Origin of the sequence: Guyparkeria sp. (assembly GCF_041687595.1) — a bacterium.
Lineage (GTDB): Bacteria > Pseudomonadota > Gammaproteobacteria > Halothiobacillales > Halothiobacillaceae > Guyparkeria.
The window spans coordinates 1-12,246 of the sequence record NZ_JAWLBP010000056.1 but is presented as its reverse complement, the minus strand read 5'-3'; the positions used below and the strand labels follow the sequence as shown (position 1 = coordinate 12,246).

General features: G+C 66.8%; 12 protein-coding genes. 7 read left to right on the top strand and 5 right to left on the bottom strand.

Translation table 11 applies throughout. The annotated features are described in order from the left end of the window. Window positions 1-105: 105 nt before the first annotated feature. Entirely contained in the window at window positions 106-1,908 is a 1,803-nt protein-coding gene (locus ACESL5_RS08535; RefSeq protein WP_372592361.1) for a GspE/PulE family protein, read from the bottom strand. A 140-nt stretch (window positions 1,909-2,048) separates the two neighbouring features. Between ACESL5_RS08535 and ACESL5_RS08530 the strand changes: the two genes are divergently transcribed. Further along, a complete protein-coding gene (locus tag ACESL5_RS08530; RefSeq protein ID WP_372592360.1) occupies window positions 2,049-2,513 on the top strand; it encodes a YcgN family cysteine cluster protein in 465 nt (154 codons plus the stop codon). 9 nt (window positions 2,514-2,522) lie between these two features. Here the strand turns inward: ACESL5_RS08530 and ACESL5_RS08525 are convergent, their stop codons facing one another. The 3 genes from ACESL5_RS08525 to nth all read right to left on the bottom strand — a co-directional run bounded on the left by ACESL5_RS08525 (window position 2,523) and on the right by nth (window position 6,034). Beyond that, window positions 2,523-4,835, bottom strand: a complete 2,313-nt coding sequence (locus tag ACESL5_RS08525; protein ID WP_372592359.1) for a heavy metal translocating P-type ATPase — start codon at window positions 4,833-4,835, stop codon at window positions 2,523-2,525. A 79-nt stretch (window positions 4,836-4,914) separates the two neighbouring features. Continuing rightward, entirely contained in the window at window positions 4,915-5,346 is a 432-nt protein-coding gene (locus ACESL5_RS08520; RefSeq protein WP_372592358.1) for a DUF1841 family protein, read from the bottom strand. A 4-nt stretch (window positions 5,347-5,350) separates the two neighbouring features. Beyond that, the gene (gene nth / locus ACESL5_RS08515) at window positions 5,351-6,034 is read right to left on the bottom strand and encodes an endonuclease III (protein ID WP_372592357.1); all 684 of its coding nucleotides are present in this window, start codon (window positions 6,032-6,034) and stop codon (window positions 5,351-5,353) included. Window positions 6,035-6,158: 124 nt separating this feature from the next. Here nth and ACESL5_RS08510 point away from each other — a divergent pair, with 124 nt between their 5' ends. Together ACESL5_RS08510 and ACESL5_RS08505 are read left to right on the top strand one after the other, a co-directional pair. Further along, the gene (locus ACESL5_RS08510; RefSeq protein WP_372592356.1) at window positions 6,159-6,689 is read left to right on the top strand and encodes a hypothetical protein; all 531 of its coding nucleotides are present in this window, start codon (window positions 6,159-6,161) and stop codon (window positions 6,687-6,689) included. A 12-nt stretch (window positions 6,690-6,701) separates the two neighbouring features. After that, window positions 6,702-7,340, top strand: a complete 639-nt coding sequence (locus tag ACESL5_RS08505) for a cob(I)yrinic acid a,c-diamide adenosyltransferase (protein WP_372592355.1) — start codon at window positions 6,702-6,704, stop codon at window positions 7,338-7,340. Here ACESL5_RS08505 and ACESL5_RS08500 read toward each other — a convergent pair. After that, complete coding sequence (locus ACESL5_RS08500; RefSeq protein ID WP_372592354.1) at window positions 7,289-8,656, bottom strand: YihY/virulence factor BrkB family protein; 1,368 nt, start codon at window positions 8,654-8,656, stop codon at window positions 7,289-7,291. The genes ACESL5_RS08505 and ACESL5_RS08500 overlap by 52 nt on opposite strands. Before the next feature lie 191 nt (window positions 8,657-8,847). Between ACESL5_RS08500 and thiD the strand changes: the two genes are divergently transcribed. From thiD to ACESL5_RS08480, 4 genes are all read left to right on the top strand, one after another. Continuing rightward, the gene (gene thiD / locus ACESL5_RS08495) at window positions 8,848-9,690 is read left to right on the top strand and encodes a bifunctional hydroxymethylpyrimidine kinase/phosphomethylpyrimidine kinase (RefSeq protein WP_372592353.1); all 843 of its coding nucleotides are present in this window, start codon (window positions 8,848-8,850) and stop codon (window positions 9,688-9,690) included. A 20-nt stretch (window positions 9,691-9,710) separates the two neighbouring features. Further along, window positions 9,711-10,058: a YqcC family protein gene (locus ACESL5_RS08490; protein WP_372592352.1), complete on the top strand. Its 348-nt coding sequence runs from the start codon at window positions 9,711-9,713 to the stop codon at window positions 10,056-10,058. Window positions 10,059-10,083: 25 nt separating this feature from the next. Beyond that, window positions 10,084-11,286, top strand: coding sequence for an O-succinylhomoserine sulfhydrylase (locus ACESL5_RS08485; protein ID WP_372592351.1), 1,203 nt, complete (start codon window positions 10,084-10,086; stop codon window positions 11,284-11,286). Between the two features lie 76 nt (window positions 11,287-11,362). Continuing rightward, a partial coding sequence (locus ACESL5_RS08480; protein ID WP_372592350.1) for an ArnT family glycosyltransferase occupies window positions 11,363-12,246 on the top strand: 884 nt, incomplete at its 3' end.

Sequence of the window (12,246 nt, the reverse complement as noted above, 5' to 3'; positions counted from 1 at the left end):
CGGCCGTTTGCGTGTGGGCCGTCTGCTCCGGCTTCGCAGGAAAAGGATGAGAAGTACCAGGGCAATGAGCCCGGTCAGCACGAGATCCATGGTCCGGCAGTTCCCTCAGTGGTCGTTGCCGTTCTCGACCGATGTGCCGAAATCCTCGAGCCGAACGCGGAAGGCCTCCTCCAGGGAGGTGACCCCCGCACGAGCCATCTCGAGCGCGTGGCGAGTGAGGGTGCGCATGCCCTTGTCCACGGCGAGCTGGCGTAATTCCTCGGTGGTGATTCCGTGGGAGATTTGATTGCTCATCTCGCGATCGATGACGATCAGCTCGTAGGCCATGGTGCGGCCGACGTAGCCCGTATGGTCGCAGTGGTCGCAGCCACGCGAGTTCCAGAAGGTCTCCTTCTGGTCGACCCCCATCGTTTCCCGGATAAGCGGATCGGGCTGGTGCTCCTGCTTGCAGTGCGAGCACAGGATGCGCACCAGTCGCTGGGCGAGCACGCCCATAACCGTCGAGCTGACCAGGTAGGGCGCGACGCCCATGTCGACCAGGCGGGTGACGGCACTCGGGGCGTCGTTGGTGTGCAGCGTGGTGAACACCAGGTGGCCGGTCAGGGCGGCCTTGACGCCGCTCTCCGCCGTCTCGAGGTCACGCATCTCGCCGATCATGACCACGTCGGGGTCATGGCGCAGGATGTTGCGCAGCGCCCGCCCGAAGGTATAGCCGATACCCGAGTGGACCTGGATCTGGTCGATTCCGTCCATGTCGTACTCGACCGGATCCTCGACGGTGATGATGTGCGGGTCGGCCTTCTTCACTTCCTGCAGCAGCGAGTAGAGGGTGGTGGTCTTGCCCGAGCCCGTCGGCCCCGTGACCAGGATCATGCCCTGGGCGCGTGCGATCAGTCCGCGGACCGTGCGTTCGTCCTGCTTGGAAAAGCCGAGCTGGTCGAGCGGCTTGAGGCCCATGTTCTTGTTGAGCAGGCGGACAACCACGCTTTCGCCGTTGAAGGCAGGCATCACCGAGATGCGCAGGTCGACTTCCTGCTTGCCCATGACCACGCGTGCATGGCCGTCCTGCGGCAGGCGCTTTTCGGCGATGTTCATCCGCCCGAGGATCTTGATGCGGGCGACTACGGCGGGGAGCTTGCTCTTCTCGATCGAACGGATGGTCTGCAGGGCGCCGTCCAGTCGGAAGCGCACCAGGAGGTTTTCCCGGCGGGGCAGGAAATGAATGTCCGAGGCACCTCGGTTGATCGCCTCCATCAGCAGGGTATTCACCAGCCGGACGACCGGCGGGCTGCTGGCCTGGTTCTCCAGTTCGGGTGACTCCCGGCGACCCTCGTCGCGCGAAGTCTGGCTCTTGAGCTGGATCGGCTGTTCCGGGTTCTCCGCCGGGTCTTCCTCGATCCGGTAGGCATGGTTGATCGCGATGCTGATCTGGTGCGGGGAGGCGAGGACCGGCTCGATGCTCAGTCCGGTATAGAACCTCAGGATGGAGAGCAGCTCCTGGTCGGTGGGCTTGGCGCAGGCCACAACGAGTGTCGAGTGCCGACGCGACAGCGGCAGCACGTTCAGACGCAGGGCCATCTCGTAGGGAATCAGGCCGGCGACTTCCACTGGCGGGACGAAACCGCCGAGGTTGACCTGCGGGATGCCGAGTTGCGCACAGAGCGCTTCCTCGAGCTGCTGGGGGCTGATCGCCTTGTGCTCGACCAGCCAATCGCCCAGGTGCATGGTGGGGCGATGCTTGAGTGCTTCCAGTGCCTCTTCGAGTCCTTCTCGGGTCAGCGCGCCGCGATGGATGAGCACCTCGCCGAGTCGCTGGACCCGCGAGGTGCGTGCAGAAACGAGCGCGTGATTGAGATCGGCTTCCGTGGCGATCCGAATGACCGGTTTGACCGTGGCCGCTTGCGGCATTCCTCGTGCTCCAGTAGGTGTTCGATACCTGCATGATGGCACAAGCCGAGCCGATTGGAGAGCCGGGTCTGGCGTGTGGGCATGGTAGGCTTGCGCCGGATTCCGGCTCTTCGCCGGCCAGGCAGAACCCGGACAAGTTGATGGCAAGTAACGAAAAACCGTTCTGGCAGACCAAGCGTCTGAGCGAGATGACGTCCGCGGAGTGGGAGTCGCTCTGCGATGGTTGCGCCAAGTGCTGCCTGGAGAAGGTCGAGGACGAGGAGGGTGACGTCTACTACACGGACGTGGCCTGCCACCTGCTGGATGCCGGCACCTGTCGCTGCACCGATTATCTCAACCGCCAGACCCGCGTGCCGGGTTGTGTCTGGTTACGCCCCGAGGACCTCGAGGAGTTCGACTGGCTTCCCGCCACCTGCGCCTACCGTCGGCTGGCCGAGGGGCGTGACCTGCCGCCCTGGCACCCCCTGATCACCGGCCGCCCCCTGAGCACGATCGAGAGCGGCTACTCGGTCAGCGGCCGGGCCGTGATCGCCGAGAATGCCGACCGCGAATCGATCGACTGGGAGGCGCACGTCGTCGATTGGCCGCTCGAGGAGAGCGACTAGCCGATTGCCTCAATCCAGCCGGATGATGCGCAGACGCAGGGCATTGCCGATCACGCTCACCGAGGAGAACGACATCGCCGCCGCGGCGATGATCGGCGAGAGCAGCATTCCGAAGATAGGGTAGAGAACCCCCGCGGCGATGGGAATGCCGGCGGCGTTGTAGACGAAGGCGAAAAACAGGTTCTGGCGGATGTTGCGCATGGTCGCCTTCGACAGGCGCAGCGCCTGCACAAGCCCGTCGAGATCCCCGCGCAGCAGGGTCACGCCGGCGCTCTCGATGGCCACGTCAGTGCCGGTGCCCATGGCGATGCCGACGTCGCTTGCGGCCAGGGCCGGCGCATCGTTCACCCCGTCGCCCGCCATGGCCACCACGCGGCCTTGTTGGCGCAACTCCTCGACCACCTCGCTCTTGCCCTCGGGCAGGACCTCGGCGCGCACCTGGTCGATGCCGATCTGCCGCGCGACGGCCTCGGCGGTGGCCCGGGAGTCGCCGGTGAGCATCACCACCTCGAGGCCGGCTTCCTGCAGGCGCCGGACGGCACCCGGCGTCGACTCGCGGATGGGATCGGCAATGGCCATCACGCCAGCGGGATGGCCGTCGACGGCGACGAAGATCACCGTGGCCCCCTCGGCGCGGAGGGTGTCGGCCTCGTCGGTCAGCGCCTGCACATCCACATCTTGATCGTCCATCAGGATCCGGTTGCCGACGAGAAGACGGCGGCCCTCGACGCGCCCGATTACCCCCTTGCCGTTCTCCGAATCGAAGCCTTGCGCCTCGACCAGGTCGAGGTCGCGTGTCGAGGCCTCGGTCACGATGGCCTCGGCCAGCGGATGCTCGCTGCCGCGTTCGAGACTGGCGACCAGGCGCAACAGTTCGTCCTCGTCGTATGAGCCGGTCGGGCGGATCGCGGTGACGCGGGGCTTGCCCTCGGTGAGCGTGCCCGTCTTGTCGATCACCAGTGTGTCGACCTTCTCCATGCGCTGCAGGGACTCGGCATCGCGGATCAGCACGCCGGACTGGGCGCCCCGGCCGACCCCGACCATGATCGACATGGGCGTGGCCAGCCCCAGGGCGCAGGGACAAGCGATGATCAGGACGCTGACCGATGCGATCAGGGCATAGGCCATGGCCGGCGAGGGGCCGACGATCGACCAGACGATAAAGGCGATGACCGCCGCGACGATGACGCTGGGCACGAACCAGGCGGCGACCCGGTCGGCCAGCCCCTGTATCGGCGCCCGGCTGCGCTGGGCCTTCGCCACCATCTGCACGATCTGCGCGAGCATGGTGTCGCGCCCGACCTTGTCGGCACGCATGACGAAGCTGCCTTGACCGTTGATGCTGCCGCCGATCACGGTATCTCCGGGGCCACGGCCGGCCGCCATGGGTTCGCCGGTGACCATGGACTCGTCGACGTTCGAGCGGCCTTCGAGGATCTCGCCGTCCAGCGGGACCTTGTCCCCCGGGCGGACGCGCAGCCGGTCGCCCACCTCGACCTGATCGAGCGGCACCTCGTCCTCGTCGCCGTCCCGTATGCGTCGCGCCGTGGCGGGCGCCAGGTCGAGCAGGGCGCGGATCGCCCCGGAGGTCTTCTCACGGGCACGCAGTTCGAGCACCTGGCCCAGCAGGACCAGGACGGTGATGACCGCGGCCGCCTCGAAATAGACCGCCACCGAGCCGTCGGGCTGCTGGAATTCGGCCGGAAAGATCCCGGGGGCGACGGTCGCGACCAGGCTGTAGGACCAGGCCACCCCCGTGCCCATGGCGATCAGGGTGAACATGTTGAGTTGCCGGCTGACCACCGACTGCCAGCCGCGGATGAAGAACGGCTTGCCGGCCCAGAGCACGACCGGTGTGGCGAGTGCCAACTGAATCCAATTGCCGGTCTGTTGGGCGAGCCATCCCGGCAGGTCGACGAAATGCCCGCCCATCTCGAGGATCACCAGCGGCAGGGTGAAGAGCAGCCCGATCCAGAAGCGGCGCGACATGTCGGCCAGTTCCGGATTGGGGCCGGCGTCGGCAGTGACCGTTTCCGGTTCCAGCGCCATGCCGCAGATCGGGCAGTTTCCCGGCCCCTGCTGGCGGATCTCCGGGTGCATGGGGCAGGTGTAGACGGCCTCGGGATCGGCATCGGCTTCGGGCGATTCCCCGGACAGGTAGCGTTCCGGGTCCTCCTCGAAGCGTGCCTTGCAGCCGGCGGAACAGAAGTACCAGTCCTCGCCGCCGAAGTGGGTGGTGTGTTCCGCCCGGGCCGGGTCGACTTGCATGCCGCAGACGGGATCGGTGGCGCTGGACGCGGTGTCCTGGGACGGATCGCTCATTGTCGCTGCCCTCGGGGAATACTCGAACCGGCAATGACTCCTAGAGTAGACCCATAGGCAGGAAGGCGCGGGACGTCGATCAGCGCTTTAGCTTGTCCTTCAGGCAGGTCATGAGGGCAGCCTCGTCGGGTGGCTGGCCGGTCTGCTGGGCCTGCCAGAGGGCCTCGCCGAGGCAGTCGATCATCTCGTGTTCCGCCTCCAGCGGGTCACCTTTCTTCAGGCTCAGCTCCGAGTGAACGCCACGGATGCCCGTGGGGCGGTCGGTCTGCACCATCTCGCGCAGGGACAGGTGCATGCTCATGTGCAGGAAGGGATTGGTCACGCCCATCTCCGGGGGCCAGTCGGCCTCCAGGGCGAACTCCGGCTGGTCGAGCAGCGAGTGGTATTCGGGATGATCACGGATCACCTCGAAGATCATCTGCTCGATCGGGGTCAGCGGCTTCCTGGCCTTGCCCTTTTCCCAGGCGTCGATGAAGGGCTGGCGCATGCGGCGTCGGTCGCTTGAGTACATCGGTTCAACTCTCGGTGGATTCGGTGGCGTAGCGGGTGATCAGCTCGGGGCTGCATTCCTCGGTCTTGTCGCGGAAGTCGCACAGGTCACAGACGATACAGGCACCGCAGTCGGGGCGGCGCGCCTTGCAGACATACCGGCCGTGCAGGATCAGCCAGTGATGGGCGTCGAGGCGGTATTCCCTCGGGATGACCTTGAGCAGCTTCTCTTCCACGGCCCGCACCGTCTTGCCCTTGGCCAGCCCGGTGCGATTGGCCACCCGGAAGATGTGCGTGTCGACGGCCATGGTCGGCTGGCGGAAGACGGTGTTGAGCACGACGTTGGCCGTCTTGCGGCCCACGCCGGGCAGGGCCTCGAGCGCCTCGCGGTCGGCGGGCACCTCGCCGCCGTGCTTTTCGAGCAGTTGCTGGCAGAGGGCGTAGACGTTCTTCGCCTTGGTCTTGTACAGGCCGATGGTGCGGATGGCGTCGGTCAGCTCGTCGAGCCCCAGGTCGAGAATCGCCTGCGGGGTGTTGGCGCGGGCGAACAGTGGCCGGGTGGCCTTGTTCACTCCGGCGTCGGTTGCCTGGGCGGACAGCACGACCGCCACGAGAAGTTCGAAGGGAGTGCGATATTCCAGTTCGGTGGTCGGCTCCGGCCGTTGACGGGCGAAGCGGGCGAACATCTCGCGGCGGGTGCGGGGATTCATGACGGTACGGGATCGTGTGGGAAATTCGGAACAGCCCCGCATGATAAACTCCGCGGCCTTGTCAAAGAACCGGGGCGGCGAAGTGTTTCCCGCCATCCGGAGTCGATCGGAGGATTTCTCGACCGTGAACAAGCAACTGGGTGTCATCGGAGCGGTCTGGGGCGTGCTGGGCCTGTGCGCGTTGCTGCTCTGGGCGATCTACCGGCTCTCCTTCTACGCGCTGGAAGCCTGGGCCGCGCCGTGGGCGTGGTGGCACTGGGTGTTCTTCGTCGGCTGGATGGTGTTCATGGTCTACGGCGAGGGGTACAAGGGGTTCCAGAAGGGGTTCTCGCCCCGGGTGGTCGCCCGCGCCGGGCATCTGGCGCGTCACCCGGTCTGGTGGCACGTGTTGTTGGCCCCGGCCTACTGCATGGGATTCATCCACGCGACCCGGAAGCGCCGCATCGTGACCTTCTCCGTGACGGCCGGCGTGGTGGTCCTCGTGCTGCTGGTCAGCCTGCTGCCTCAGCCCTGGCACGGCATCGTGGATCTCGGGGTCGTGGCCGGCCTTTCCTACGGCGTGATCGCGATCCTCGCCTTCGCGGTGCGCGCCGTGGCGGGTCGCCCGATCGACTTTCCCACCGACGTGCCCGGCAGCGAAGCGCGGGCGAGTTGAGCGGAGGTTCCCATGGGTGACCGGCAGGAACGGCAGCGGGACAGGTTGTCCCGGGTGGTGACCCGCAGCGGCGACCGGGGCGAAACGGGCCTGGCCGACGGCCGACGCCTGCCCAAGAGTGCCCTGACGATCGAACTGCTCGGCGAACTCGACGAGCTCAATGCCCGGCTGGGAATGCTGGCGGTGACGCTGGCCGAGGAGGCGGAGGCCGGCGACGGTCTGGCCTTTGTGCACGAACAGCAGCAGGCAGTGTTCGATCTCGGCGGGCTGGTTGCCATGGGTGAGCATGCGCACTCGTCGCAGTTGCCGGACATCGAGCGCCTCGAGGCCTGGATCGAGGCGGCAAACCGGGACCTTCCTCCGCTACGTGAATTCATCCTGCCGGGCGGCACGCCGGCCATGGCGCAGGCTCACCTGGCGCGAACGGCCACCCGCCGCGTCGAGCGCGTGGCCTGGGCCTGGCGTGCGGAGCACCTGGAGCGGGGCGGGGAGGTACTCGCGACGGAACTGGCCGGGGCGCTGGCCGCCTATCTCAACCGGCTGTCGGACGCCTGGTTCGTCTTCGCCCGCCGCCTTGACCCCGAGGGGCGGCACACCGTCTACTGGCGTGGTGCGTCGTCCGAGGCAGAGGGTGATGCCGGGCCGGTCTGATCGGTCCTCGCCAACGAGCTTGCTTCGAGTCCCTCGACCAGCCTGCGGCGCTCGGCCGCGAACCGTTCCAAGGCCGGCACTTCCCGGATGAGCGATTTCGGCATCGAGGGATTCTTCCCTTCGATCGCCGTTTCCACGTCCGCGAGCGTGATGGCCGAACCCGGTCGGCCCGGCAGGAAGCCCGACTGGTCGTCCTGCTCGGTCAGTCGAAGCAGTTCCGCGGCAACCAGCTTTTCCAGCAGCGGATCGATCCAGGCCCAGGCCAGTTCGCGGTGCCGCTGTATCGCGTGCGCCAGTGCGTCACGATCCGGCGGTCGCCTTCCAGCCTCGAACGCCCGTTCGACCTGATCGAGCAACAGGATGGCCGCCGCCATTCGCGAGGCCGGGTGGGCCAGGCGCGGTTCGCCCAGCGTGAGCCGGTCGCTGTTCTGCCAGGCGTAGCTGATGCCCGCCCCGACCAGCACGATCATCCAGGCGATCTGCAGCCAGATCAGGAACAGCACCAGCGAGGCGAAGGCCGAGTAGACCGCCGTGTAGTTGGTCGATCCGGCCACCAGCCCGCCGAACAGCGCCCCGAGCAGGTTCCAGAGGATGGCGGCGACCAGCCCGCCGACCAGTGCAGCACTGGCATTGACCCGGGTGTTGGGAATGAATGCGTACAGAAAGGCGAATGCCCCGGTCCAGACGGCTAACGGAACCAGGTAGCCGAGCCATTTGAGGATGGTGCCGATCAGCGACAGCTCGGCGAACTCCTGGATGGCCGGTAAGGCGAGGAGGGTGGCGGTGAGGCTGCCGGCGGCGATCACGAGCACCGGCCCGACCATCAGCACCGACAGGTAGTGGGCGAAGCGCGAGGAGAGGGTGCGCATCTGGTGGACGTGCCAGATGCGGTTGAAGACCCGCTCGATCTTGTGCATCAGCGCCACGACGGTGTAGAAGAGCAGGGCGACGCCCACCGCACCCAGCACCCCGACACGGATATTGTTGACGAAATCCAGTATCCGCTCGGTCAGTTCGTCGGCTGTCTGGCCCAGCGGGGCCATCAACGAAAGCAGGAACGGCTCGATGATCGCCGAGGACCCGAAGGCCTTGAGTACCGAGAACGTCACGGCCAGCAGGGGCACCATGGAGAGCAGGGTGGTATAGGAGAGGCTCAAGGCGTTGAGCTGCAGGTCGCCGCGCGATGCAGAGGACAAGACACTGAGCATGGAGCGGACGAGCCGTTGGCCGAGGTGGCCGGGTTTCGAGCTCGGCTTGGCCTGCCAGATCCAGTGTTCCACGCGGTGCATCCATTGGCGTGGCGTGAAAGAGGTCATGAAAGGCGGATTCCCTGCGTCATGGGTGGGTTTCGCGGCAACACGATGCGTCCGGCGTTGCCTGCGTTATGATGAGCGTTCCGGCGTGACGGCGCCAGGGGCGTATCCGTTCCGTCGCCGCCACGGCGTGTCGCCGAGTCACGAACAGCCGGTTGTAGGGAGCTTAGCACCAGATGGAAACCAGGAAGTCGATGAACGATCCGCTCGATGTGCCCGTGGTCCTGGCCATTGCGGGGCACGACCCCAGTGGCGGGGCGGGCATCCAGGCCGATATCGAGGCGATCGTCAGCCAGGGCGCTCACCCCGCCACGGCCATCACCGCGTTGACGGTGCAGGACACCATCAACGTCCAGCGTTTCGTGCCCAGCGAACCCTCGCTGGTGATCGATCAGGCCCTGACGGTGCTGCGTGACATGCCGGTCGGCGCGATCAAGATCGGCATGCTCGGTTCCGTCGAGATGGTCGAGGCGGTGGCCACCATCCTCTCCCGCCACCCGGACATTCCGGTGGTGCTCGACCCGGTTCTCGTGGCCGGCGGAGGCGGATCGCTCGGGGACAAGGCCGTGGCGGCCGCCATGGTCGAGCATCTGTTCCCGAGGGCGACTATCGTCACCCCGAACGCGCACGAGGCCCGCGTACTGGCACCGAAGGCACGCGATGCCCAGGAACGCGGCGTGATGCTGGCCTCCCTGGGCAGCGAGTACGTGCTGGTCAAGGGGGGTGACGAGCCCGGCGAGAAGGTGGAGAACTGGCTGTTCGGCGTCGATCCCCCGCGCCGTTTCGTCTACGAGCGACTGCCGGGTGCCTTCCACGGATCGGGCTGCACGCTGTCCTCGGCCATTGCCGGCCTGATCGCCCAGGGCAGCGAACCGGTCAACGCGGTGCACGAGGCACTGGAGTACACCCACCAGACCCTGATGTACGCTGCCGCGATCGGTCGTGGGCAGTTGATCCCGCATCGCCTGTTCTGGGCCGACGAGGATACCGGCGCGGACATGAACGACGAGCCCCCGGGATCCTCGCGGGTGCACTGAACGCTGACGAAGAGGGTTTGATGGACAACGCTCGTCCCAGCACCGACATGATGCTGCGCCAACTGGACCGCATCGCCCACGAGATGCAGCAGGCCGGCCTGTGGGCCGACCAGCGCCCCGATGACCAGGCGTTGGCCAGCCCGCATCCGTTCTGTTTCGACACGCTGCGCTTCGAGGAATGGCTGCAGTGGAAATTCCTGCCCCAGATGCGCGAATTGCTCCAGCGGTTCGGCGCGCCGCCGGAGAACTGCTCCATGGCGCCGCTGGCCGAGCACCAGTTCGCCGAGATGGATGAGGACACCGAACGTCTCCTCGCGGCGATCGCCGAGTTCGACGCACTTGCATGGCACTTCTTCAACGGCCGTTGAACGGTCGGGACATACGAACGAGCAGATGAACGATTCCAATCGCAGACACGATCCCGATGCGGCCGAGTGGTCCCTGGCGACCCGCGCGATCCGCGTCGGTCACCACCCCACGCCGGAGCGCGAGCACGGCGAGCCCATCTTCACCACCTCGAGCTTCACGTTCGAGTCGGCCGCGCAGGCCGCCGCGCGCTTTGCCGGCGACGAGCCGGGCAACATCTACGCGCGCTTCACCAACCCCACCACGCGCATTTTCGAGGAGCGCCTGGCGGCGATGGAAGGCGGCGAGGACTGTGTCGCCACGGCCTCCGGGATGGCGGCCATCCTGTCCACCTTCATGGCGCTATGCCAGGCCGGGGACGAGGTCGTGATCTCCAGGCAGGTCTTTGGTACGACCAATGTCCTGTTCGACAAGTACCTGGCCAAGTTCGGTCTGGTCGTGCGCTGGGTCGACCTGACCGATTGGGCGCAGTGGGAGACCGCCGTCACCGATCGCACCTCGCTGCTGTTCATCGAGACGCCGTCCAACCCGCTGACCGAGGTGGCCGACATCCGTCGCCTGGCTGAACTTGCCCATGCGCACGGCGCCGCCCTGGTGGTCGACAACTGCTTCTGCACCCCGGCCCTCCAGCGCCCGCTCGAACTGGGGGCGGACATCGTCATCCACTCGGCGACCAAGTTCCTCGACGGCCAGGGACGGGCGATCGGTGGGGCCGTGGTCGGAGACGCCGAACGCGTGGGCAAGGAGGTTCGCGGCTTTTTGCGTACCTGCGGGCCGACCATGTCGCCGTTCAACGCCTGGATCTTCGCCAAGGGGCTGGAGACGCTGAACCTGCGCATGGAGGCCCACAGCCGCCATGCCCGCGAGGTGGCCGACTGGCTGGTCGCTCATCCGAAGGTGGCGAAGGTGCATTTCCCGGGGCTGGCCGACCATCCCCAGGCGGACATCATCGCCGCGCAACAGTCCGGCCCGGGGGCGATCGTCTCGTTCGTCGTCGAGGGTGGCCGCGACGCCGCCTGGCAGGTGATCGACCGGACCGAAATGCTGTCGATCACCGCCAATCTGGGCGATACCAAGACCACCATCACGCACCCGGCGAGCACCACGCACGGCCGGCTCTCTCCCGAGGCTCGCGTCGAGGCCGGGATCGACGAGGGCCTGGTCCGGCTTTCCGTCGGGCTCGAATCGCCCCGGGACATCATCGCCGATCTGGCCAAGGGGCTCGGCTAGCACGTTCGCAGCGGTTTCAGCTTGACGTCAGGTTCCCCGGGCACTATCCGGCATTAGATGAATGCAGGAGGCGCCCATGGGGAACCCGTTGCTCGAGCCCGACCGCCGGTCCGCTGAAGACCGTCCCGTTTCCGCCGGTGGCTGGTGGCTGGACTGGGGCTGGGTACCGCTTTTCCTCCTGACGATCGTCACCTCCCTGTTGGCTCGCCCGCTGATGCCGGTGGACGAGACCCGTTACCTGGGCGTCGCCTGGGAGATGTGGCAGACCGGGTCGTGGGTCCTGCCGGTGCTCAACGGTGAGCCCTACGCTCACAAGCCGCCTCTGCTGTTCTGGCTGATCCATGCCGGCTGGGCCGTGTTCGGCGTCAACGAGATCACGGCTCGGCTGGTGGCCCCTGCATTTGCCCTGGGCAGCCTTTTCCTGCTGCGCCTCGTGGCGCGGGGGCTCTGGCCCGACGTCCCCTTGGCGGCTCGGCTGGCTCCCTGGATCCTTCTCGGCTGCGTGTACTGGCTTGGATTCGCCACCATGGTCATGTTCGACCAGCTGGTGGTGTTCTTCGTGCTCCTGGGCGTGCTGGGGCTGGTCAGGCTGGGCCAGTCCCGACGGATCGGCTGGTCGTGGCTGTTTCTCGCCACCGGCCTGGGCGTGCTCGCCAAGGGACCGTTCGTGCTCATCTATCTGGTTCCCCTGACAGTGGCCGCCCCCTGGTGGGCCGGCGTCCCCCGGAACTGGAGGTGGTTCATTCGCGCGGGGGTGGTCGGATTCCTCGGTTCGTCCTTGGGCTTGCTCTGGGCCCTCTGGGCTGCCCACATCGGCGGACCGGCATTGGCCGAGGAGCTGCTGTGGAAGCAGATGGTCGGCCGCACCGTCGAGGCGTTCGACCACGCCGAACCGTTCTACTACTACCTGCTGTACCTGCCGCTGCTGACGCTGCCGTGGCTGCTGGTGCCCGCATCGGC